General features: G+C 63.3%; 21 protein-coding genes and 1 pseudogene. 18 read left to right on the forward strand and 4 right to left on the reverse strand.

Annotated elements, in window-relative coordinates; all coding sequences use genetic code 11:
- From Q0602_RS07725 to Q0602_RS07735, 3 genes and pseudogenes are all read left to right on the forward strand, one after another.
- Positions 1–126 (forward strand): annotated as a pseudogene (locus tag Q0602_RS07725) (ectoine hydrolase DoeA); the annotation flags it as partial.
- A gap of 155 nt (positions 127–281) precedes the next feature.
- The gene (gene doeB / locus Q0602_RS07730) at positions 282–1,316 is read left to right on the forward strand and encodes a N(2)-acetyl-L-2,4-diaminobutanoate deacetylase DoeB (protein WP_298841190.1); all 1,035 of its coding nucleotides are present in this window, start codon (positions 282–284) and stop codon (positions 1,314–1,316) included.
- Positions 1,313–1,786 (forward strand): Lrp/AsnC family transcriptional regulator, encoded by a 474-nt coding sequence (locus Q0602_RS07735; RefSeq protein WP_295035990.1) that lies wholly within the window; start codon positions 1,313–1,315, stop codon positions 1,784–1,786. The genes doeB and Q0602_RS07735 overlap by 4 nt, the downstream gene beginning before the upstream one ends.
- Positions 1,787–1,890: 104 nt before the next feature.
- Here the strand turns inward: Q0602_RS07735 and Q0602_RS07740 are convergent, their stop codons facing one another.
- A complete protein-coding gene (locus tag Q0602_RS07740) occupies positions 1,891–2,850 on the reverse strand; it encodes a LysR family transcriptional regulator (RefSeq protein ID WP_298841194.1) in 960 nt (319 codons plus the stop codon).
- 105 nt (positions 2,851–2,955) lie between these two features.
- Here Q0602_RS07740 and Q0602_RS07745 point away from each other — a divergent pair, with 105 nt between their 5' ends.
- From Q0602_RS07745 to Q0602_RS07805, 13 genes are all read left to right on the forward strand, one after another.
- Positions 2,956–4,068, forward strand: coding sequence for an ABC transporter ATP-binding protein (locus Q0602_RS07745; RefSeq protein WP_298841198.1), 1,113 nt, complete (start codon positions 2,956–2,958; stop codon positions 4,066–4,068).
- Between the two features lie 63 nt (positions 4,069–4,131).
- Positions 4,132–4,830 carry an HAD family hydrolase gene (locus Q0602_RS07750; RefSeq protein WP_295035993.1) on the forward strand — a complete coding sequence of 233 codons (699 nt, stop codon included), beginning with the start codon at positions 4,132–4,134 and terminating at the stop codon, positions 4,828–4,830.
- A 46-nt stretch (positions 4,831–4,876) separates the two neighbouring features.
- Positions 4,877–6,136, forward strand: a complete 1,260-nt coding sequence (locus Q0602_RS07755) for an FAD-binding oxidoreductase (protein WP_298841333.1) — start codon at positions 4,877–4,879, stop codon at positions 6,134–6,136.
- Between the two features lie 44 nt (positions 6,137–6,180).
- Positions 6,181–7,251, forward strand: a complete 1,071-nt coding sequence (locus Q0602_RS07760; RefSeq protein ID WP_295035995.1) for an ABC transporter substrate-binding protein — start codon at positions 6,181–6,183, stop codon at positions 7,249–7,251.
- 67 nt (positions 7,252–7,318) lie between these two features.
- A complete protein-coding gene (locus Q0602_RS07765) occupies positions 7,319–8,221 on the forward strand; it encodes an ABC transporter permease (protein WP_298841203.1) in 903 nt (300 codons plus the stop codon).
- The gene (locus Q0602_RS07770) at positions 8,218–9,006 is read left to right on the forward strand and encodes an ABC transporter permease (protein ID WP_298841206.1); all 789 of its coding nucleotides are present in this window, start codon (positions 8,218–8,220) and stop codon (positions 9,004–9,006) included. The genes Q0602_RS07765 and Q0602_RS07770 overlap by 4 nt, the downstream gene beginning before the upstream one ends.
- A 61-nt stretch (positions 9,007–9,067) precedes the next feature.
- Positions 9,068–10,000, forward strand: a complete 933-nt coding sequence (locus Q0602_RS07775; RefSeq protein ID WP_298841209.1) for a glyoxylate/hydroxypyruvate reductase A — start codon at positions 9,068–9,070, stop codon at positions 9,998–10,000.
- 173 nt (positions 10,001–10,173) lie between these two features.
- The gene (locus Q0602_RS07780; protein WP_295035999.1) at positions 10,174–11,637 is read left to right on the forward strand and encodes an NAD-dependent succinate-semialdehyde dehydrogenase; all 1,464 of its coding nucleotides are present in this window, start codon (positions 10,174–10,176) and stop codon (positions 11,635–11,637) included.
- Positions 11,638–11,749: 112 nt separating this feature from the next.
- Complete coding sequence (locus tag Q0602_RS07785; RefSeq protein ID WP_298841213.1) at positions 11,750–13,144, forward strand: aminotransferase; 1,395 nt, start codon at positions 11,750–11,752, stop codon at positions 13,142–13,144.
- Positions 13,145–13,241: 97 nt separating this feature from the next.
- Positions 13,242–14,228: a hydroxyectoine utilization dehydratase EutB gene (eutB, locus tag Q0602_RS07790; RefSeq protein WP_298841216.1), complete on the forward strand. Its 987-nt coding sequence runs from the start codon at positions 13,242–13,244 to the stop codon at positions 14,226–14,228.
- Between the two features lie 66 nt (positions 14,229–14,294).
- The gene (locus Q0602_RS07795) at positions 14,295–15,242 is read left to right on the forward strand and encodes a cyclodeaminase (RefSeq protein ID WP_298841219.1); all 948 of its coding nucleotides are present in this window, start codon (positions 14,295–14,297) and stop codon (positions 15,240–15,242) included.
- A 2-nt stretch (positions 15,243–15,244) separates the two neighbouring features.
- Positions 15,245–15,793, forward strand: coding sequence for a GNAT family N-acetyltransferase (locus Q0602_RS07800; protein WP_298841221.1), 549 nt, complete (start codon positions 15,245–15,247; stop codon positions 15,791–15,793).
- A gap of 201 nt (positions 15,794–15,994) precedes the next feature.
- Positions 15,995–17,164 (forward strand): iron-containing alcohol dehydrogenase, encoded by a 1,170-nt coding sequence (locus tag Q0602_RS07805; RefSeq protein ID WP_298841224.1) that lies wholly within the window; start codon positions 15,995–15,997, stop codon positions 17,162–17,164.
- Positions 17,165–17,259: 95 nt separating this feature from the next.
- Here Q0602_RS07805 and zwf read toward each other — a convergent pair whose 3' ends face one another.
- On the reverse strand, positions 17,260–18,846 hold the full coding sequence (gene zwf, locus Q0602_RS07810; protein WP_298841228.1) for a glucose-6-phosphate dehydrogenase: 1,587 nt from the start codon (positions 18,844–18,846) through the stop codon (positions 17,260–17,262).
- 190 nt (positions 18,847–19,036) lie between these two features.
- Between zwf and Q0602_RS07815 the strand changes: the two genes are divergently transcribed.
- Together Q0602_RS07815 and Q0602_RS07820 are read left to right on the forward strand one after the other, a co-directional pair.
- Entirely contained in the window at positions 19,037–19,402 is a 366-nt protein-coding gene (locus Q0602_RS07815; RefSeq protein ID WP_295036006.1) for a YrhK family protein, read from the forward strand.
- Positions 19,403–19,512: 110 nt separating this feature from the next.
- Positions 19,513–20,940 (forward strand): amidase, encoded by a 1,428-nt coding sequence (locus Q0602_RS07820; protein WP_298841232.1) that lies wholly within the window; start codon positions 19,513–19,515, stop codon positions 20,938–20,940.
- Here the strand turns inward: Q0602_RS07820 and Q0602_RS07825 are convergent.
- Both Q0602_RS07825 and Q0602_RS07830 read right to left on the reverse strand, forming a co-directional pair.
- On the reverse strand, positions 20,937–21,308 hold the full coding sequence (locus Q0602_RS07825) for a DUF1428 domain-containing protein (protein WP_298841235.1): 372 nt from the start codon (positions 21,306–21,308) through the stop codon (positions 20,937–20,939). The genes Q0602_RS07820 and Q0602_RS07825 overlap by 4 nt on opposite strands.
- A gap of 110 nt (positions 21,309–21,418) precedes the next feature.
- Positions 21,419–22,084 (reverse strand): glutathione S-transferase family protein, encoded by a 666-nt coding sequence (locus Q0602_RS07830; RefSeq protein ID WP_298841238.1) that lies wholly within the window; start codon positions 22,082–22,084, stop codon positions 21,419–21,421.
- Positions 22,085–22,135 lie beyond the last annotated feature (51 nt).

Here is a 22,135-nt window from a genome sequence, read left to right on the forward strand (position 1 = left end):
ACTTTCCACTTCATGCCCGGCATGTGGATGGACGACTGGGGCCTCGAGATCACCGAAAGCATCCTGATCACCGAGAATGGTGCCGAGCCGCTGTGCGACTTTCCACGCCAGCTGTTCGTCAAGTAAGGCGTGTCAGCCGTTCATCGAATGAGACCGCGTCAGCCGTTCGTCAAACAATGCCGCATGACGGGTTCGCCCCGAGGTTCCTGTTACCTTATCAATGACGCGTCAATCGGCTATGGGCCCCTGGCGCGTCATCCGCTTCATTGAGGAGAGTTCGCATGTCCGCATCCCTGCGTCCCAGCCCGATCAGCGCCACCGTCGACTTCGATGCCCAGGGCGTTCAGCACGGTTTCCTGAAACTGCCGATCTCGGTCGACGAGTCGGCCTGGGGCGCGGTGATGATCCCGATCACCGTGATCGCCAATGGCGAAGGGCCGACAGCGCTGCTGACCGGCGGCAACCATGGTGACGAGTACGAAGGCATCACCTCGCTGCTCAAACTCGCCAGTACGCTCCAGGCCAAGGACGTGCGCGGCCGCGTGATCATCGTGCCGATGATGAACACGCCTGCGGCAGAAGCCGGCAAGCGGACCTCGCCGCTGGATGGCGGCAACCTCAATCGCAGTTTCCCCGGCGACCCCAATGGCGGCGTGACGAGTCAGATCGCCGACTATTTCACTCGGGTGCTGGTACCGATGTGCGATGTGGCGTTGGACCTGCACTCCGGTGGCCGCACGCTGGACATCGTGCCGTTCGCCGCCGCCCACCGGCTCGACGATCTCGCCCAGGAGAGCGCCAGCCTCGCCGGCGCCGTCGCCTTCGGCGCGCCCTACGCGATGATGATGTTCGAGCTCGACGCCACCAAGCTCTACGACACCGCGGTGGAATCCCAGGGCAAGACCTTCGTCACCACCGAGCTGGGCGGTGGCGGCACCTCGACGCCGCAGAGTCTGGCGCTGACCGAGCGCGGCGTGCGCAATTTCTTGATTCACTATGGGTTGATGGCTGGCGAGATCGAGAAGCCGACCAAACCCATGATCTACGTCGACATGCCGGACGCCAGCTGCTACGTGCAGAGCGAGCACTCCGGACTGCTGGAATTGATGGTCTCCCTGGGCGCGATGGTGAAGGAAGGCGAGGTGCTGGCGCGGGTCTATGACATGAGTCGCACCGGCGCGGCGCCGGTCGAGTACCGTGCCCAGCGCGACGGCGTGCTGATCGCCCGGCGTTTCCCGGCCAAGGTGGGCATGGGCGATACCATCGCCGTGGTCGCGGAAGTGGTCGAGTCGCTGGAACGTGATCAGGTCTCATGAAGCTTGATCGCTACGACCTCAAGATCCTGGAGATCCTCAGTCGCGACGGCCGGATCACCAAGTCGCGGCTGGCGGAGGCGATCAGCCTCTCCGTCAGCCCCTGCTGGGAACGGGTCAAGCGGCTGGAGAAAGCCGGCGTCATCGAAGGCTACAGCGCCCGGATCAATCCCGACGCCATCGTCAAGCGCACCCCGGTGTGGGTGCAGATCGAACTCAAGCAGCACAACGCCGAGAGCTTTGCCCGCTTCGAGCGCATGGTGTCGGAAACCGATGCCGTGGCGGAATGCGTCGCGGTCGGCGGCGGCGTCGACTACCTGGTCAAGATCGCCGCCGACAGTATCGACGCCTATCAGCGCCTGATCGATGCCTGGCTGGTGTCCGACCTGGGCATCGAGCGCTACTTCACCTATATCGTCACCAAGACGGTCAAGCGCGAGGGACCGCCGGTGTTCTCGGATATGGATGGCTAGCCACATAACTACGATTCGTGCGATGAACTTCGCTCCCGAAGAGCACAGATCTATTGCGGGGTAAACTCTGGTCCTCTCGATACGGGCTGTCTGGGCAACAGGCTTCAGAGACAGCCAACGAGATAGCGTTCCAGCGCAAGTTCCGGATAGCGCTGCATGACTTGACGGGTTTCGGTACGGATCTCCTCGATCAGCCAGTCGCGTACACGTAGCGTTGCATCGCTGGGTGGTTTTTTGCGTGAGTGTATAAAATGGCATTGCCTCTCGGTCATTATCGCGCAGGAGATGGCCGGAACCAGAGCTCCTTTAGTAAACCAATGTGTCGTGACATTGAACCAGCCAATTGCCACCCCCTGGCCTAGCATGGCTGCCTGGAGCACGACGGCATAATCCGAAAAGTTGAGCTCGTGAGGCGGGGCGGGACACAGCCTCACGAACTCGGGAAACAGATCGGACCAATTCGCGCGGCTGTCGCTCAGGCTGATTAGCGTAAGTTCTCCTGGCGTACTTGCCTCCGGGAAATGCTGGGCGCGGTATTCCGAGCTGCAAACGGGAATGAGGATTTCCGGCATGATCAGCGCGCTCTCATGTTCCTCATCATTCGAGGTCATGAAGCGAAGGCCAAGATCGACATCCTCGACCGATCCCTTGACCGAACCCGATATCAATTGAAAGCGCAGGTCAACGGTAGGAAATTCCTGCTGAAGGCGATGCATGCGTGGCATCAACCAGTGGGTGGTGAACGCAGTTGAGACCGAGAGCGTGATCGTCTCCATTCCGGTGTGACGAGCGCGAATTTCCTGAATGGCTTCCTCGATATGTCGAAAACCGTCCTCGATGCCTCGGTAGAGGATGTTGCCGTTATCGGTCAGCGAGATGCCGCCTGACGTCCTAACAAAAAGCTGAACTTCCAGGTGGGCTTCCAGCAGCGACAACATGCGGCTGACAGCCGGTTGCGTCACGCCCAATTGAGCGGCGGCACGAGTGAAGCTACCGCAACGCGCTGCCGCCTCGAAGACGAAGAGAGCGTTGGCGCTGGGCAGTTTTCGCCGAAGGTTTGACATAAGCCTAAGTTATACCGGATGCAAGTATTTCGCAATTGAGTCGTCTCCCGCCTTTTGCTCTACTGCTCTCAATAGCAAGAAGACAAGAACAAGGAGCTAAGCATCATGAGCCAACATGATAGCGGTAGCGTCGGTGTGTCCATTCGCGCCGTCAGTAAGCGATATGGACGTAATATCGCTCTCGATGATGTCAGTCTCGACATTCAACCGGGTGAGTTTGTCTCGCTCCTCGGCCCCTCCGGTTCGGGAAAAACCACGCTTCTCGGTGCGCTTGGCGGATTCGTGATGCCGAGTTCCGGCACGGTCCATATCGGCGATCGCGATGTCACCTGGATGCCACCTCACAAGCGTGATATCGGCGTGGTTTTTCAAAGCTATGCGCTTTTTCCCCATATGAGCGTGGGGGACAACGTCGCCTTTCCTCTGAGGGCTCGCCGCCAGCCGAAATCGGGTTGGGCGGACAAGGTCAAGCGGGCCCTGGCGATGGTCGAGCTGGACGGCTATCAGGATCGTAGCATCGCCCAGCTCTCCGGTGGCCAGCGCCAGCGAGTGGCGCTGGCCAGGGCAATAGTGTTCGAGCCGCGCCTCATTCTGATGGACGAACCTCTCTCTGCGCTCGACAAGCAGTTGCGGGAAACCATGCAGATCGAGCTGCGCCAGTTGCACAAGAAACTGGGCGCGACCGTCATCTATGTGACCCACGACCAGCGTGAAGCGCTGACCATGAGTGATCGCATCGCGATCCTCAAAGATGGTCGCCTGGTCCAGGTCGACGCTCCGCAAACGCTCTACGACTCACCGCAGGACGCCTTCGTGGCGAGCTTTATCGGCGATTCGACGCTCCTGCCGGTCACACGCCTCGATGACCATCACGTGCAGCTCGGAAGCCAACGGCTGGCCTGCGCGCGAGCCGTGCCGAAAGACGCTCGGCTCTATCTGGCTGTGCAGACCGAAAAGCTGCTCATCGACACCGGCAACCAGCTCGACGAGGCGTACAACCGGCTCGAGGCCTGCGTGCGCGAGATCGTCTATCAGGGCGACAGCCTGAGGCTTTTCCTGGAGCTTGGGGATGGCTCTACCGTCAGCCTGCGCCAGCCCGGTCACCATTTCGGACAGCAACAGATTCCGCCAGTCGGCGCTTCGCTCACCGTGGTCCTGCACTCGGCCGACACCGTCGTCGTGTCCGATCTGCAGAAGCGGACCGCCAACGCCGCCTGAAGCGCCCCCAGAAACGCTGTTATCACCCTCAATAACGTCATAACAACGGGAGTCATTGACGATATGGAACTCAGCAACTTCAAGGTGCTCACTTTCGATGTTGTCGGCACGCTGATCGATTTCGAATCCGGTGTTCTCGCCGCCGTGCGGCGCATTGGCGGCAGTGCGACGGAGGCGATGAGCGACGACGATATCTTCGAGGTCTACAAGCGCGGTCGCGACAGGTATTACGGGCGCTCCAGCAGTGCGATGGCCGATGTCTATCGGTCATTGGCGGCCGAGTCTGGCCTGCCGGCTGACGACGCCTCGGCTGAGTCTTTTCAGCTGTCGGTGCTCAATTGGCCCGCCTTCTCTGATTCGGTCGCGGCACTCAAGCGCTTGCGCAAGCACTACCGTCTTGTCGCGATGACCAATGCTGATCGTACGGCCTTTTCCAATTATGCGATGACGTTGGGTTGCCCTTTTGACGACAGCGTTACCTGCGACGATACCGGGGTGGCCAAGCCCGATCCGCTCTTCTTCGCGTACAACCGCGGGCGCCAGGCTGCCTACGGTTACAAGTTCGATGAGATTCTGCATGTGGCGCAGAGTCAGTATCACGATATCGGCGTGGCAAAGTCGCTAGGCTACACGACCTGCTGGATCGAGCGGCGCCAGGGGTTGCAGGGATTTGGTGGCACCCCGGATCCAGAGAGCGTCACTCGACCCGACTTCCATTTTTCCACGCTCAAGGCTCTTGCCGATGCAGTGGAAGGCGTCTGAGATGACTTCGTCGGCCATCGCCAATATCCCGTCGCTGTGGCGTGAAATGAGCGGGGCCCGGTCGGAGCTACCGTCGTTGCAGAACGATCGCGATACCGATGTCGTCATCGTCGGTGGTGGCTATACCGGACTCGCGGCGGCGCACCGCCTGATCGAGAGAGGCGTGGCTCCGGTCGTGCTCGAAGCCAATCGGATCGGATGGGGCGCCAGTGGTCGCAACGGTGGGGTGGTTTCAGCGAAGGTGCGGCAGTCGTTCCCAGCGATCGCCGCCCAGCATGGACTGGAAACGGCACGCTCGGTCCACCGGCTCTGCCACACGGCGGTGGACGAGCTGGAGGCTCTGATCGATTCGCTGGGGCTGACCCAGGCGGGATTCCGACGCTGCGGTAATCTGCGCTGCGCTCATCATGAGCGAGCCTTCAAGAGTATTGCCGATGAGGCAGAGTGGCTTCAGCGCGCTCTGGGTGATGGCGACCAGCACGTGCTCAGTGCCGAGGCGGTGCGCGATGAGACGGGCTCTCGCGCCTTCTTTGGAGGGGTGCTCAGCGAAGGCGTGGGTACGCTGCTGCCGCTGGCCTATGTGGAAGGATTGGCCGAGGTGCTGGTCAAGCGTCACGGCCTTGCGCTGTTCGAACGGACGCCCGCTACGGGAATTCGACGTACCGACGGTGGTGTCAGCGTCATCACCCCGGGTGGAGAAGTCCGCGCCAGGCAGGTGATTCTGGCCACCAATGCCTACAGCGGGCAGACCGAAGCCGGCGAAAGGATTCGTACCAGGATGGTGCCCTTTCGCAGCTCGATCATCGCCACGGAGCCGCTGCCCCCGGCGCTCCAGCAGCGACTCCTGGTCAACAATCGCAGTTATGGAGAAACGCGTCGGATGATGCGTTGGTTCCGAAAGGTGGACGGGCGGTTTCTTTTCGGTGGGCGCGGCGCCTTTGGAAAACACGACTCGCGTGCCGCCTTCGATGCCCTCCAGCGCTCCATGATCTCGCTCTTCCCTGATCTCGCTGACGTGAAGATCGCGTATCGCTGGTCGGGGCATGTCGGGATGACGCTGGACGCGATTCCCCACGTCGGACGCTTTGATGACCGTATGGTTTTTGCGGCTGGTTACAATGGTGCCGGCGTTTCTTTATCGAACTATCTGGGCCGACTGGCGGCGGATTTTTCCCTGGGAGAAAACCCAGACGTCAGTCTTCTCGGGGCCACGAATTTCCGCCGTGTGCCGTGCTATCCGTTGCGGGAATTCGGTATCCGACTGACCGCGGGCTGGTATCAACTATTGGACGCAATGGGGCGCTAAACGCAGAAGATTCACAAATTGAAAATGGAAGCGGAGACAACAACATGAACCAGATCCAATGCTTCACGCGAAAAGTGACTACTCAACTGGCAGCCTTCTCGATTTTGGCACTGCCATTGGCAACGACCGCTCAGGTCGCTCATGCCGACCAGATTACCTTCGTTTCGCAGGGAGGCGCCTATCAGGAAGCGCAAACGAAAGCGATTCTCGATCCGGTGGCCCAATCCCTCGGCATCACCATCAACCAGGAGAGTGCTCCCGACGCCTGGCCGATGATTCGTACCCAGGGAGCCACCGGACAGCCGATTTGGGACGTCGTTGATACGCCGACGTTCAACTGCATTCGTGGAGGTGAGCAAGGGCTAATCGAACCGCTGGATTTCTCGCGTATCCCCAATGCGGAATCCATGCCGGATGGTTACAAGACACCCTATTCGGTCGCCTACGAATTCTATTCAAGCGTGCTGGCCTATAATCCGGAAACGTATGGCGATCATCCGCCCCAGACATGGAAGGACTTCTGGGATATCGATAACTTCCCAGGCCCTCGGGCGCTGCGCAACAATCCGCTGGGCACGCTCGAAGCCGCGTTGATGGCCGATGGCGTGGCGCCGGATGAGCTTTATCCTCTCGATGTCGATCGCGCCTACGAGAAGCTCGAAGAGATCAAGCCATACATCGCGACGTGGTGGACTTCCGGTGGCCAGTCAGCCCAGCTTCTCCACGACGGAGAGGTCGACATGATCATGATGTGGAACGGTCGTGTCAGCTCGATCATCGATGCGGGAGCGCCGGCCGCGTTCACCTACAATCAGGGCGTTCTGCAAAGTACCCACCTCTGTGTGATCAAGGATGCCCCAAATCTCGATACGGCGATGAAGTTCGTCAATGCCGCAATCGCTCCCGACGTTCAGGCCGACTTACCGAAGTACATCGATTACGGCCCGGGCAATCCGGCCGCCTTCCAGACCGATCGCATTTCGAAAGCGCGCGCCGCCGAATTGCCCAGCTCGCCCGAGAATGCCGCTAAACAGGCATTGATGGCGTACGAGTGGTGGTCGTCGCCGGAGGGCGTGGAGGCGGAACGACGCTGGCTGGAGTTCATGCAGCAGTGAGGTCCTTGCCCGTGCGTTGCGCGCACGGGCAACTCCAAGACCGTCTGACCTGCACGGAGGGAATCCCTTGAAAGAGACGACGCTGCCCAATCCGGGTCTGCAAGCGATGCCGAAGGACAACTCGGCGAGGTTTCAGCGACGCGAGCACCACCTGATGCTGGCACTGCTGATGCCGGCGCTGCTGATCGTTACGCTGCTACTGATCGTGCCGCTGGGCTGGATGATCGCGCAGTCGTTCCAAGTGAACGGCAGCTTCAGCCTGGAGCACTACGAGCGCGTGCTGACCGACGGGGTCTATTGGCGCACGTTCGGACTGACCTTCCGTATCAGCTTCATCGTGACGTTGGCGGCGTTGTTACTGGGATACCCCCTCGCTTACGCCGCGACGGTGCTGCCGAGACGCTGGTCGCTGATGATTCTGGCGCTGGTCATCGTGCCGTTCTGGACCAGCGTGCTCGTGCGCGCCTACGCCTGGCTGATCCTTCTGCAGCGCTCAGGCGTCATCAACCAGACATTGATGGGGCTGGGGCTCACCGACGCGCCGCTGGCGCTGGTGCATAACGAGTTCGGTACGATCATCGCGACGGTCCACATTCTCCTGCCGTTCATGGTGCTACCCCTCTACGCCACCATGCAGAAAATTCCGCGGGACTTGATGCTGGCGGGGGCCAGCCTTGGCGGCTCACCGATGCACGTCTTCTGGCGTGTGTTCTTCCCGCTCTCGCTGAGCGGGGTCTTGGCCGGCATGACGCTGGTCTTCGTGCTCTGTCTCGGCTTCTACATCACGCCCGAACTGATGGGTGGTGGACGCACCGTGATGGCGTCGATGCTGGTGAGCCGCAACATCCAGCTCTATGTCGAGTGGGGCGCGGCGAGTGCGGTCAGCGTGGTCCTGCTGCTCATGGTGGTGTCGATATTCTATCTGGTCAGCAGGCTGGTCTCGATGGAACGCATCCTGGGGGTCAAATGAACCAAGTTCGCCTAAGCCGAGTGCTCTTCATCGGCTATGTCACCCTGGTACTTCTGTTCCTGGTGCTGCCAGTGCTGATCGTGATCCCGATGTCGTTCTCGGATAGCCGCTTTCTCTCGTTCCCGCCGCCGGGGTACTCGCTGCGTTGGTACGACGCCTTTTTCAGCAGTAACGGATGGATGTCGGCGGCCCAGACCAGCCTTATCGCTGCCGTCTCGACCGCGTTGATCGCGACACCGGTCGGTGTGGCTGCCGCCTATGGGCTCAACGTCTCGACCCACTGGAGCGTGCGCTATCTCAAGGTACTGCTGCTACTGCCACTGATCGTGCCGATCATCATCGTCGCTGCCGGTGTGTTTCTCAGTTATGCCATGACGGGGCTGCTGCATAGCTTGCCCGGACTGATCATGGCGGATGTCATGCTGGCGCTGCCTTACGTGATTACCGCTGTCGCCGCTGGATTGCAGGGTTTCGATAACAGTCAGGAGATGGTCGCCAGAAGCCTCGGCATGAATCGCTTCCGCGCATTCATGGCCGTCGTGTTACCGCAGATCAAGCCCAGTGTCATTACCGGTGCGATCTTCGCGTTCATTCAGGCACTCGACGAGACCATGGTGGCACTGTTCATTGCCGGAGGTCAGAACCAGACCCTGACGGTGCGCATGTTCACTGCGCTACGTGACGAGATCGATCCGACCATCGCGGCGATCAGCACGCTATTGACGGCGACCTCGTTCGCGATGGTGATGTTGGTGGCGATGGCGCGACAGCGGACGACGGCATGATCCTCCTTGCTAGCCCGGCGACTGGCTATCGACGATGTGGGCGAGAAGAGATGACGGGGTCATGACGTCCTTCGCCTACCGTGGTGATCTCCAGCGCGGATGCCTCTGGGCGCGGCTATTCGCCGAGCGCATGCCGGCGATCGATTTCCGTGTTGTGTCAGAGCTCGAGGGCGACGTCGATGCTACCGTGCACTATCTGGGTACTTGGGCACCGTTGGCGGATTACTCGCGCTTCCCCTCCCTGAAGGTGATCTTTGCGCTTGGCGCTGGCGTGGATCAGTTCGATCTCAGTCTGGTGCCGCCCGGCGTTGCGCTGGTGAGGCTGGAAGAGCCCGGTATCGTCGGCATGATGCAGGATTACGCGACGCTGGCCGTCATGGCGCTACATCGAGACCTTCCAATCTATCTCGAACAGCAGCGTCGCGGTGCCTGGTCGCCAGAGGCGGTGCTGCCCGCGGCGCGGCGCAGAGTGGGGATTCTTGGGCTGGGACAGATGGGCGCGGCGGTAGCCGCACGTCTGACTGCCCTGGGATTTTCCTGCAGTGGCTGGAGCCGGACGCCGAAAGCGTTGCCGGCCGTGCGCTGTCACGCCGGTAACAGCGCCTTGGGAACCTTCCTGGCCGAGAGCGAGATACTGGTCTGCCTGCTGCCACTGACGGCGGCAACGCGAGGCTTCCTCAACGCGGCGCTCTTCGCCGCACTGCCGACGGGGGCTTCGCTCGTCAACATGGGGCGGGGCGGGCATCTGCGGTTCGACGATCTGGTCGCCGCGCTCGACAGGGGGCAACTCGCGGGCGCGGTGCTGGATGTCTTTGAACCGGAACCGCCGCCGCCAGGTCACCCTGTCTGGTCGCACCAGCGCATCCTGCTGACACCGCATGTCGGCAGCGTGACGAATCCCGAAAGCGCCATAGAAGCCGTGATTGCCAATATCGCCCGGCATCGGGCCGGCGAGCCGATGCGCGGAGAGATCGATCGGCTCAAGGGCTACTGAGATAGCCACCTGGCACCAAAAAAAAATCGTAACTCCCGCTAAACCTTTCGAAAGAAAACGGACCGTAAATCGACCGAGACAAAAAAATTCCTCGCTGCAGAATCGATAACATGGTCGCACTCGCAGGATAGGCAAGCCGTTCTGCTCACCGCCGACACCTTGCAGGAGGCGACATGAAACTCAACGATCCCCGGCTTTTCCGTCAGTACGCCTATATCGACGGCAAGTGGACCCACGGTAGCGAGGGCCGCGAGGAAGCGGTCGTCGATCCCGCCACGGGAGAGACCCTGGGCCACTGCGCGCTGCTGGAAGCGGCCCAGATCACCGAGACGGTGACCGCCGCCGAGGGCGCCTTCGCCGAGTGGCGGGCGATCAATGTCCACGAGCGGGCCGAGAAGCTCAACGCCTGGTACCGCCTGCTGCACGAACACAAGGAAGACCTGGCGCTGCTGATGACCTACGAGCAGGGCAAGCCGCTCGACGATTCCCGGGGCGAGGTCGATTACGGCGCCAGCTTCATTCAGTGGTTCGCCGAGGAGGCCAAGCGCGCCTATGGCGTGACCATCCCGAGCCATATCCCCAACGCCGCATTGGGCACGATCAAGGAGCCGGTGGGCGTCTCGGCAATGTTCACGCCCTGGAACTTCCCGCTGGCGATGATCACCCGCAAGGCCGGGGCGGCGCTGGCTGCCGGTTGCACGGTGATCGTCAAGCCGGCCAACGAGACGCCATACTCCGCGCTGGCACTGGCCGAGCTGGCCGAGCGGGCCGGTATTCCGGCGGGCGTGTTCAACGTCGTCACCGGCGATCCGGCGACCGTCTCCGAGGTGCTGTGCAACGACAACCGCATTCGCAATATCTCGTTCACCGGCTCGACCCGCGTCGGCAAGCTGCTGATGCGGCAGAGTTCCTCCAGCGTCAAGCGCATGTCGCTGGAGCTTGGCGGCAATGCGCCGTTCATCGTCTGCGACGACATGGATCCGGATGCGGCGGCGAAAGAGGCGGTCGCCGCCAAGTTCCAGACCGCCGGCCAGGATTGTCTCGCCGCCAACCGGCTGTTCGTTCATCGCAGGATCTATGACGCCTTCGTCGAGCGCTTCCTGGTGCACATGCAGGCGCTGAAGGTCGGTAACGGTCTCGAGGGAAGCGATATCGGTCCGCTGATTCACCAGCGCGCGGTCGACATGGCCAAGGGTATCGTCGAGGACGGCATCCAGAAGGGCGCACGCAAGCTGGGTGGCGAGGGCCAGGCCCCCGGCGAGAACTTCTTCATGCCGACGCTGCTGGCGGACATCACCCCGGAGATGCGCGTGTTCCGCGAGGAGACCTTCTCGCCGGTCGCGGGGGTCTGTGCGTTCGATGACGACGACGAAGTCATCCGGCTCGCCAACGATACCGAGTACGGGCTCGCCGCCTACGTCTACACCCATGACGTGCGTCGTATCTGGAAGCTGATGCGCGGGCTGGAGTACGGCATGGTCAGCGTCAACAGCGTCAAGATGACCGGCGCGCCGATCCCGTTCGGCGGCGTCAAGCAGTCCGGCCTCGGTCGCGAGGGCGGTGCCGCGGGGCTCGACGAGTATCTCGATACCAAGTACTACTGCCTCGGCAATATGCCCTCGGCGAGTAATTCATAGGTTCCAGGACTTTCAACGCGGGTATGACACAAGGGTCACGATGACCGCTGCGCCCGCTCCTGAAACGCCGTCCGGACAAGCGATGGCGTTTCGTTTTGGTTAAGGAAAGGTTATGACCGATACCCGTACCCTGATCGACAACGATCGCCGCCATGTCTTCCACGCATCCACCCATCTGCGTGATCACGCCCACGGCGACGCGCCGGGACGCATCATCACCGGCGGCAAGGGGATCTCCATCGTCGATCGTGACGGCCGCGAGATGATCGACGCCTTCGCCGGGCTCTATTGCGTCAACATCGGCTACGGCCGCACCGAGATCGCCGACGCCATCTACGCCCAGGCCAAGGAGCTGGCCTACTACCACACCTATGTCGGCCACTCCAACGAGCCGCTGATCGCGCTCTCCGAACGGATCGCCAGGCTCGCCGGCAACGGCTTGAACAAGGTCTACTACGGGCTTTCCGGCAGCGACGCCAACGAGACCCAGATCAAGCTGGTGCGCTACTACCACAACGTCACCGGCCAGCCGAAGAAGAAAAAGATCATCGCGCGTCAGCGCGGTTACCACGGTTCCAGCATCGCCGCCGGTTCGCTGACCGGTTTGCCCGCGTTCCACCAGCATTTCGACCTGCCCATCGAGGGCATCCTGCACACCAAGGCGCCCTACTATTACCGGAGGGAGCGCGGCGACATGAGCGAGCGCGAGTTCTCGGTCTACTGCGCCGAGCAGCTCGAAGCGCTGATCCAGCGCGAAGGCCCGGAAACCATCGGTGCCTTCATCGGCGAGCCGGTACTCGGCACCGGTGGCATCATTCCGCCGTCGGCAGGCTACTGGGAGGCGATCCAGGCCGTGCTCAAGCGTCACGACATCCTGCTGATCGCCGACGAGGTCGTCAGCGGCTTCGGTCGTCTGGGCAGCGACTTCGGCTTCCAGCACTACGGTATCGAGCCGGACCTGGTCACCATCGCCAAGGGCCTGACCAGCGCCTATCAGCCGCTTTCCGGCGTGATCGTCGGCGAGCGCGTATGGAAGGCGCTGGAAGATGGCACCGGCGAATACGGCCCGATCGGCCACGGCTGGACCTACTCCGGCCACCCGCTGGGCGCCGCCGCCGCGATGGCCAACCTGGACATCATCGAGCGCGAGAACCTGGTGGGCAATGCCGCCGAGACCGGCGCCTACTTCAACGCCCAGCTCAAGAAGACCTTCAGTGAGCATCCGCTGGTCGGCGATGTGCGTGGCGAGGGCCTGATGGCCGCGCTGGAATTCGCGCCGGAGAAGGGCGAGTACACGCCATTCGATCCCGCGCTCAAGGTTGGCGCCCGGGTCGCCGCCGCGGCGCTGGAAGAGAACCTGATCGCCCGGGCCATGCCCAACGGCGATATCCTTGGCTTCGCGCCGCCGCTGGTGATCGATCGTGGCCAGGTCGATGACGTGATCGCCCGCGCCAAGCGTGCCGTTGACCGCGTGACCGACGAGCTGACCCGCGAGAAGGCGCTGTAGACCTGGACTGACGGCTGCCCGCATCGGCTTGATGCGATCGCGCCCCTGCGGCAGGGTGAAAGCTCTGCCGCTTTTTATTATCGCTTCGGGAGCCCGCATGTCCGACCCCGTCACGCTTCACGATATCTATCTGGCACGCCAACGACTCGCCGGGCAGGCGGCACGGACGCCGCTGATCCTCTCCCAGAGCCTGTCGGTGCGTTTCGAGGCCGAAGTCTATCTCAAGCTGGAAACCCTGCAGCCGAGCGGGGCGTTCAAGCTGCGGGGCGCGCTCAACAAGATCGCCTCGCTATCGCCGGAGCAGCTCGAGCGCGGTGTGACCACGGCCTCCACCGGCAATCACGGCCGTGCGGTGGCGTGGGCGGCCAGGCGACTCGGCGCGCGGGCCGTGATCTGCCTCTCCGAGCTGGTGCCGGCCAACAAGGTGGCGGCCATCGAAGCGTTGGGCGCGGAGGCGCGGGTGATCGGCCGCTCCCAGGACGACGCCTTCGTCGAGGCGCGGCGTCTGGTCGCCGAGGAGGGCATGGCGCTGATCGAACCCTTCGACGATTCGCTGATCGCGGCCGGCCAGGGCACCATCGGCCTGGAGCTGATGGAGGATCTGCCAAGCCTCGATCGCGTCTTCATCGGCCTTTCCGGTGGCGGGTTGCTGGGCGGTATCGGCCGCGCCGTCAAGGGCATCAACCCCCAGGTCCAGGTGACCGGGGTGAGCATGGAGAAGGGCGCGGCGATGATCGACAGCCTGGCGGCGGGCGAGCCGGTGGAGGTCGAGGAAGAAGCCTCGCTGGCGGACTCGCTGGGTGGCGGGATCGGGCTCGACAACCGCTGCACGTTCGCGCTGGTGCGCGAGGTGATGGACGATCACTACCGGGTCTCGGAGTCGGCCATCGCCCGCGCCATGCTGCACTTCTTCGAGCAGGAGAAGATGCTGGTCGAGGGCGCCGCGGCGGTCGGGCTCGCCGCCATCGAGGAGCACGATATCGATATCCGGGGCCAGAAAGTCGTACTGATCGTCTCGGGCAACGGCGTCGATGCGGAGACATTGATGCGGGCCAAGACGCTGATCGACTATCCAGAGCGCTGAGCGCTCGAATAGTGCTGTGAATTCAACTGCTACGAATTCAACCGAATGGACTCAGGAGCTACCCCGATGGAACTCTATAACCGCCAACAGATTCAAGCCGTCGTCACTCTCGATCACGCCGCGCTGGACGCCGTCGAAGCCGGCTTTCGCGCGCTAGGCGAGGGCAACGTCGTCCAGCCGCCGATCCTGTCGATGGCGATCGAGGAGTCCAACGGCGAAGTCGACGTCAAGACCGCCCATATCAAGGGCAACGAACGCTTCGCGATCAAGGTCAGCCCCGGCTTCTTCGACAATCCCAAGCTCGGCCTGCCGAGCCTGAACGGACTGATGATCGTGTTCTCGGCCAGGACTGGGCTGGTCGAGGCGGTGCTGTTCGACGAAGGCTATCTCACCGATATTCGAACCGCGCTGGCCGGCGCCATTGCGGCGAAGCATCTTTCCCGCGCCGACAGCAAGCGTGTCACCGTCCTCGGCGCCGGGCTGCAGGCCGAGCTGCAGGTCGCCGCGCTCAAGCTGGTGCGCGACATCGACACGCTGGACGTCTGGGCGCGGGACGTCGCCAAGGCCGAAGCCTACGCGGCACGGATGCAGGAAAAACATGGGCTGACCGTGGCGGTGCACACCGAGATCGCCAACGCCTGCCGCGAGGCGGACATCATCGTCACCACCACGCCGTCGCGCGAGCCGCTGCTCTCCGGAGAGCATCTGCGCGAGGGCGTCCATGTCACCGCCATGGGTTCCGATAGCCCGGACAAGCGCGAACTCGATTCGTCGGTGATGGAGCGGGCCGATCATTTCGTGGCCGACACCCGCGCCCAGAGCGAGAACAACGGCGAGCTCAAGGCCTACGCCGGCCACGACGCGCCTTTCCGGATCAACGAGCTGGGCAGGGTGATCGCCGGTGGCAGCAGCCTGCGTACCGCGGATTCCCAGATCACCGTCTGCGATCTCACCGGGACCGGGGTGCAGGACACCGCCATCGCCGGCTTCGCGCTGGGCCGGCTGGCGGGGTGAACGTGGCGAACGGCGTTAGCGTACGCCGGGCAACGCGGGACGATGCGGCGTCGATCGCGGGCATCCACGTCGACGCCTGGCGCCACAATTACCGCGGTTTGATCGACGACGACACGCTGGTGTCGCTGGATGCCGCGTCGAAGGTCGAGACCTGGCGCGAGGCGCTGGCGGATGACGCCAGCGTCTTCGTGGCATCACGTGGCAGCGACATGTTGGGATGGGTCCGAACCGGCCCCTTCCGTCAGACCGAAGAGGCGCGCCCCGAGGTGGGTGCGATGACCCCCGGCTGGGCCGAGTTGCACGGCTTCTACGTCTCGCCGCGGGCGCAGCGCCAGGGTGTGGGCAGTGCGCTGTGGCACCGGGCCCACCGCTGGTGCCTCGACCAGGGCTATCGCGATGTCGGGCTGTGGGTGCTGGCCGGCAACGTCGTCGCCATCCGCTTCTACGCGAGCTGCGGCTTCCGCGACCTCGAGCTCGATCAGAACTTCGAGATCGCGGGCCAGGCGCTGGTCGAGAAGCTGATGGCGCGGCGACTGGATCCCGTTTCCTGACGGCCCCGCTGGGAGCCACGATCCTGCGCGGGTGCGCATCGCGCTCTCCGAAACCGGTCTCGGCGGCAGGGCTTTCGCTGGATCTTGCACTTTGGTGGCAGGCTCGCGTCCAGCGTCGCCATGGCGTGGCATGCTGCCTGGGAAGGGCGGCAGCCGACGTGCCGTCGTAAAGGTCGCAAGGTCGGACGAGGAGGAGAGTCGATGTCCAGCAACATCCTGATGCCGCGCATCATGGAGGTCGGTGGTGGTGCGCTCGAGCGGCTGGCAGAGGTACTCGCGGCGCTGGGCGTGCGGCGGCCGCTGATCGTGACCGACACCACGATGGTGGAACTTGGCTATCTGGCGCGTGTCGAGGCGCTGCTCGACGCGGCGCATCTCGACTACCGGGTCTTCGCCGATACGGTGCCGGAGCCCACCGAGGCATCGATTCGCGCAGGCGTCGAGTCGATGCGCGATGGCACCGACCAGGGTGCCTTCGATGGCCTGGTCGCGCTGGGTGGCGGCAGCCCTATCGACTCCGCCAAGGCGATCGGCGTACTGGGGCACTTCGGTGGCGCGATCCGTGACTATCAGTTTCCGCGTTCGGCCGCGCGGATCGGCCTGCCTCTGGTCGCCATACCCACCACCGCCGGCACCGGCTCGGAGATGACGCGCTTCACCATCATCACCGACGATAGCGTCGGCGAGAAGATGCTCTGCCCCGGGATCGGCTTCATGCCGGCGGCGGCGATCGTCGACTACGAGCTGACCCTCTCGGTGCCGGCACGGGTCACCGCCGATACCGGCATCGATGCGCTGACCCATGCCATCGAGGCGTACGTGAGTCGCAAGGCCAACCCTTTCTCGGATCACAATGCGCTGGCCGCCATGCGCCTGATCGGCCCCCATCTACGCCGGGTCTACCACCAGCCCGACGACCGGCCGGCGCGGGAGGCGATGATGCTGGGATCGAGCCTGGCGGGACTGGCCTTTTCCAGCGCCTCGGTGGCGCTGGTGCACGGCATGAGTCGTCCGATCGGCGCGGCCTTTCACGTGCCCCACGGCATGTCCAACGCCATGCTGCTGCCGGCGGTCACCGCGTTCTCGCTGCCCGAGGCCCGCGAACGTTACGCCACCTGCGCCCGCGCCATCGGCGTTGCCGGCGTCGACGACGATGATGCTCGCGCCGGCCAGCGACTGCTGGACGAACTGGCCGCCCTCAACCGCGAGCTGGAGGTGCCGCGACCGCGCGACTACGGCATTGATGAGCAGCGCTACCTCGCGCTGATCGACGCCATGGCGGAGCAGGCGCTGGCCTCCGGCTCGCCGGGCAACAACCCACGGGTGCCGAGCCACCAGGAAGTGACCGAGCTGTATCGGGAGATCTGGTAGCCATGGCGGGAGATCTGGTTGCCATGGCGGGCGACCTGATAGCGACCGCGCCTCTCCGTCGTTCGCGGCGGTCCGACTCGGCGCGTGCCATGGCCTCAGCGCTTGCCGGGCACCGGCGCCACGCCGGGGCCCGTCGCTTCCCCTACCTTGTGCCAAGTGCGGCCGTCACGCTGGATCAGTTCATGGGCGCCGGCGGGTCCATCGGTGCCGGCAGCATAGCCTTCGATACCGGACTCCCCGGCCTCGGGCTGTCGAGCCCAGGCATCCAGGAACGGCTGCACGGCACGCCAGCCATTCTCGATGGTATCGGCGCGCTGAAACAGCATCTGGTCACCGGTCAGGCAGTCGTAGATCAACGTCTCGTAGCCGGTGACCGCGGGTAGATCGAAGAAGTCCTTGTAGGCGAAGCCCATCTTGACGGTATCCATTTCCAGCTCGGGGCCGGGGCGCTTGGCCTGGAAGTCGAACCACATGCCCTCGTTGGGCTGGATCTGGATGATCAGCCAGTTGGAGGCCATGCGTTCCACGTCGGTATTGCGGAACTGCGCGTAGGGCGCCGGCTTGAAGCAGATCGCGATTTCGGTATCCCGCGCGCTCATGCGCTTGCCGGTGCGCAGGTAAAACGGCACGCCGACCCAGCGCCAGTTGTCGACCATCACCTTCATGGCGACGAAGGTTTCGGTCTGGCTGTCCGCGTCGACGCCGTTTTCGTCGAGATAACCGGGCACCTGGCGGTCGTCGAGGGTGCCTTTCTCGTAGCGTCCGCGGGCGGAGTGGTGGGCGGCTTCCTCGGTGGTCCACGGGCGGATGGCGCCCAGCACCTTCGATTTTTCGCTGCGCAGGGAGTCTGCGCCGAACGCGGCCGGCGGTTCGATCGCGACCATCGCCAGCAGTTGGAACAGGTGGTTGGGTACCATGTCGCGCATCGCACCGGCCTTGTCGTAGAAGGCGGCACGTTCCTCGACGCCGACCGTCTCCGCGGCGGTGATCTGGATGTGATCGATGTAATGATTGTTCCAGAACGGTTCGAACAGGACGTTGGCGAAGCGGGCGACGAGGATGTTCTGGACCGTCTCCTTGCCGAGGAAATGGTCGATTCGATAGATCTGCTCTTCCTTCATCACCTCGAGCAGGTCGGCGTTCAATGTCTGTGCGGATTCGAGGTCGTGACCGAACGGTTTCTCGACCACGAGCCGGCGATATTGCCCGTTTCGCTCCTCGAGCAGTCCGGCGCCGTCGAGTTTTCTGGCGATGTCGCTGAAGAAGCGCGACGACGTGGCACAGTAGAAGAGCGCGTTGTCGCTGCCCGACGAGGCGATGACATCCTCGATCTGGCGATAGATGGCGTCATCGGTGAAATCGCCCTGGCGATAGTGCAGTCGCTTCTCGAAATCCCGCCAGTGGGACTCGTCCAGGGAGCCGCCCCGGCTCTCCGAATGATTGTCGGCGGCCTTGTCGGCGATGAAGTCCTTGAGATGTCGACGAAAACTCTCGTCGTCGTGCTCGGCGAGATCGATGCCGACGATTCGCATTTCCGGGGCGATCAGGCGGTCCCGGTCCAGGTTGTAGAGTGAAGGGATCAGCAGCCGTTTCACCAGGTCGCCGCCGGCGCCGAAGATGAACATCGTGGTGTCGTCGGTGGCAGGCGTCTGCTCGTATTGCGCTTGCGTCGAATGGGGCACGGCTCTCACCTCGTCATGTGGTTTGCCGGAAACCGGTCACTTGGTCCGGCTTCATCATGGAAGACAATGAGACCGGGGGCCAGTGAATGAGAGATTCGGCAGTTCCGGCGACTGCCGGCTTTGCGGGCCCCGCTGGCCTGATCCAGACTGAATCGGCCGGAACACTAGCCAGAAAAGGAGGAATCTCATCATGAGCGATGCCCGTTCGGAGGTAGACGATGCCAACGCCAAGAGGCGGGGGCCCGACGCGAGGCGGGCCAACCGGTCCGCTGAGGGCAACCAGCGGTTGACGCTGCATTTCGGCCGCGACGAACTCGTCATCCGTCAGCGTTACGAAGTGCTGAGCATCGTCAACGATATTCTCATCGGGATCTGGTTCGTCATCGGCAGCTTCTTCTTTTTCTATGAATCACTCACCTACTACGGCACCTGGCTGTTCCTGATCGGCAGTATCGAGATGCTGATTCGGCCGGTCATTCGCCTGGCTCGCCGCTTGCATCTCCAGCGCATCAACGCCCATGCGACGTCACCGGCCGAGGCGGAACACGACTTTTGACCGAGCGACGGATCCCGACGGTGCGCTGCCCAGCGACATTGCGCTCCGCCGCAATCGCCGACTAGCCTTGAACAAGGCACATTTCATACACCACAGGACGTGGAGCGATTGTGAACGGGACAGAGCCAGGGACAGATCTCGGCACCATGGACGCCGGAAAGCTCGAGCGGTTGTACCGGTCCGGCGAGGCCTCGCCGCTGGAGGCCACCCGGGCCTCGCTCGATCGGATCGAGCGGTTCAACGACGCGGTGAACGCTTATGTCCATGTCGATCACGAGGGTGCGGAGAAGGCCGCCAAGGCATCGGCCAGACGCTGGGGGCAGGGCAAGCCGCTGAGTGCCATCGACGGCATTCCGGTATCGATGAAGGATCTGGCGGAAGTGGCCGGCATGCCGGCCCGCGGCGGTTCGTTGACCTCGTCGGCGGCGTCGTGCGAGGAGGATTGTCCGCCGGCGCGCATGCTCCGGGAAGCGGGCGCCGTGATTCTCGGCAAGACCAATACGCCGGAATTCGGCTGGAAGGCGGTCACCGACAACCGGGTTTTCGGTGCCACCTGCAATCCCTGGGACACGCGCCTGACCCCGGGCGGTTCCTCGGGTGGGGCGGCGGCCGCGGCCGCGCTCAACATGGGAGTGCTGCACCAGGGCGGAGACTCCGGCGGCTCGATACGGATCCCCGCCGCCTTCACCGGTGTGTTCGGGTTCAAGCCAACCTACGGGTGGACGCCGCAGTGGCCGCCAGCCACCGAACCCTCGCTGTCTCATATCGGTCCGCTGACGCGTAGCGTCGAAGACGCCGTGCGCATGCTCAACGTCATCGGTCGCTATGACTATCGCGACCCCTACGCCACCCGTGGCCAGCCGAACGACTGGGGCGCGGACATGGACCAGGATTTGCGCGGGCTGCGTATCGCCTATTCGCCGACGCTGGGCTACGCCGAGGTCGATGAGCAGATCGCGGCCCGCGTTCGCGAGGCGGCCCGCAATCTGGAGCAGCTGGGGGCGGAAGTCGAGGAGGTGCATCCTGGCTTCGAGTCGCCGATCGATATCTTCCAGAAGCTCTGGTTCACCGCCTCGCTGGATTTCTGGTCGCAGTGCAGCGAGCGGGAGCGTGAGCAGCTGGACCCCGGACTGGTCGACAATGCCCGGACCGCCCAGCAGTGGAGCGCGCTCGACCTGTTCCAGGCGCTGGGTCGCCGGGCCAATTTCACCGAGGGCCTGGAGCGCTTCAACCAGCGATACCATCTATTGATGACGCCGACGGTACCCATCGAGCCGTTTGCAGTGGGGCATGAAGTGCCGCCGGGCAGCGGCATGCGCGATTGGGAGGAGTGGGCGCCGTTCTCCTACCCGTTCAACCTGAGCCAGCAGCCGGCGGCCTCCGTGCCCTGCGGTTTCACCGAATCCGGCCTGCCGGTCGGCTTTCAGCTCGCCGGTGGCAAGCACGACGACGTGCGCGTGCTGCGCGCCTGCCACGCCTACATGCAGGCGCATCCGCCGCGGTTCCCCCGCGTACCCGATCCGGCGGAGATGGCTTAGGTCGCGCTATCGTCCCGATACCGATCGAGAAATGGCGTGAACCCGGCCCAGATCATGCGTTTGCCGTCGAAGGGCAAGTCGTCGGGCATCTTGAAACGCTCGTCGCCCTGCATGCGTTGCGCGGCGGTCTCGCAGGTGGATTTATCGGGCCACTCGATCCATGAAAAAACGATCTGCTCATCCGCCTGGGCGGCAACGGAGCGCTTGAAATCGGTGACCTTGCCGTCCGGCACGTCCTCGCCCCAGGCCTCGACGATGCGTATGGCGCCCTGCTCGAGAAAGAAGGTCGCGGCTTTCTCGGCCAGTGCGTGATACGCATCGCGTTTGTCACGGTCCATGGGTACCACGAACCCCTGTACATAGTGCATCTCTTTTCCCTCCACATGTCCTTTGGCCGGCCATCGCTCGCCTCGCCGCCTGGCCCGCCCCGTCGTGAGCGCTCGGCCGTAGCGCCCGATCTCTCGGCATCCTGGTGTCGTCAGCCGGAAACGGGCGCATTCTCGTCGAATACGCGCAGTTGAGCCCGCAGGGCGCGACCGAAGGCCGGTCGTTCGCTGCATCGCCTCACGTAGGCGTCGAGAGCAGGGCGCTCCACGAGCAGTTCGGTATGATCGAGAATGCGCAGCACAGTGGTCATCATCAGGTCGGCGACGCTGAATTCTTCGACCAGATAGGTCCGTTCGCCCAGGACGCGCGCCAGGTCGTCGAGTCGATCGACGACATTGCCCAGCACGAACTCACGATGACGTGCCCTGACCGTCTCGTCCTCGACAAAAAAATCCAGTTCGGCCAGCGCCATGATCGGGGGTTCGACGCTGTTCAGGCCGGCGAATAACCAGCTGAGGGTCTGATCCCGCCGGCGCGGAACTCGAGAGAGTAACGGTTCGTACTGTTCCGCGATCTTGAGCACGATGGCGCCGGACTCGAACATGGCTTCGCCATCCACTTCGATCACAGGCACCTGCCCGAAGGGTTGCCGACACAGATAGGTCGCGCTCCGTTTCTCGACGAAGTCGATGGCCTCGGTCTCGTAGGGCAGGCCGGCTTCCTCCAGGGCCCAGCGGACCCGCAGGTCGCGAACCTTGCCGCGGGCGAAATCGGGCACCCAGCGAAACGCGCTGACTCGAATACGGCTTCCCAGCATGACCTTCACCCCCCCGAGGATTCCGCCCTTCGTCCGGTTGTTCAGTAATAG

It is taken from the genome of uncultured Salinicola sp. (assembly GCF_937921195.1).
In the GTDB taxonomy this organism is placed as follows: domain Bacteria; phylum Pseudomonadota; class Gammaproteobacteria; order Pseudomonadales; family Halomonadaceae; genus Salinicola.

What these genes read in the sequence shown, in the direction of transcription:
- doeB (WP_298841190.1), top strand. Translation starts at nt 282, where the DNA reads ATGTCCGCATCCCTGCGTCCCAGCCCGATCAGCGCCACCGTCGACTTC.
- Q0602_RS07735 (WP_295035990.1), top strand. Translation starts at nt 1,313, where the DNA reads ATGAAGCTTGATCGCTACGACCTCAAGATCCTGGAGATCCTCAGTCGC.
- Q0602_RS07740 (WP_298841194.1), bottom strand. Translation starts at nt 2,850, where the DNA reads ATGTCAAACCTTCGGCGAAAACTGCCCAGCGCCAACGCTCTCTTCGTC.
- Q0602_RS07745 (WP_298841198.1), top strand. Translation starts at nt 2,956, where the DNA reads ATGAGCCAACATGATAGCGGTAGCGTCGGTGTGTCCATTCGCGCCGTC.
- Q0602_RS07750 (WP_295035993.1), top strand. Translation starts at nt 4,132, where the DNA reads ATGGAACTCAGCAACTTCAAGGTGCTCACTTTCGATGTTGTCGGCACG.
- Q0602_RS07755 (WP_298841333.1), top strand. Translation starts at nt 4,877, where the DNA reads ATGAGCGGGGCCCGGTCGGAGCTACCGTCGTTGCAGAACGATCGCGAT.
- Q0602_RS07760 (WP_295035995.1), top strand. Translation starts at nt 6,181, where the DNA reads ATGAACCAGATCCAATGCTTCACGCGAAAAGTGACTACTCAACTGGCA.
- Q0602_RS07770 (WP_298841206.1), top strand. Translation starts at nt 8,218, where the DNA reads ATGAACCAAGTTCGCCTAAGCCGAGTGCTCTTCATCGGCTATGTCACC.
- Q0602_RS07775 (WP_298841209.1), top strand. Translation starts at nt 9,068, where the DNA reads ATGACGTCCTTCGCCTACCGTGGTGATCTCCAGCGCGGATGCCTCTGG.
- Q0602_RS07780 (WP_295035999.1), top strand. Translation starts at nt 10,174, where the DNA reads ATGAAACTCAACGATCCCCGGCTTTTCCGTCAGTACGCCTATATCGAC.
- Q0602_RS07785 (WP_298841213.1), top strand. Translation starts at nt 11,750, where the DNA reads ATGACCGATACCCGTACCCTGATCGACAACGATCGCCGCCATGTCTTC.
- eutB (WP_298841216.1), top strand. Translation starts at nt 13,242, where the DNA reads ATGTCCGACCCCGTCACGCTTCACGATATCTATCTGGCACGCCAACGA.
- Q0602_RS07795 (WP_298841219.1), top strand. Translation starts at nt 14,295, where the DNA reads ATGGAACTCTATAACCGCCAACAGATTCAAGCCGTCGTCACTCTCGAT.
- Q0602_RS07805 (WP_298841224.1), top strand. Translation starts at nt 15,995, where the DNA reads ATGTCCAGCAACATCCTGATGCCGCGCATCATGGAGGTCGGTGGTGGT.
- Q0602_RS07815 (WP_295036006.1), top strand. Translation starts at nt 19,037, where the DNA reads ATGAGCGATGCCCGTTCGGAGGTAGACGATGCCAACGCCAAGAGGCGG.
- Q0602_RS07825 (WP_298841235.1), bottom strand. Translation starts at nt 21,308, where the DNA reads ATGCACTATGTACAGGGGTTCGTGGTACCCATGGACCGTGACAAACGC.
- Q0602_RS07830 (WP_298841238.1), bottom strand. Translation starts at nt 22,084, where the DNA reads ATGCTGGGAAGCCGTATTCGAGTCAGCGCGTTTCGCTGGGTGCCCGAT.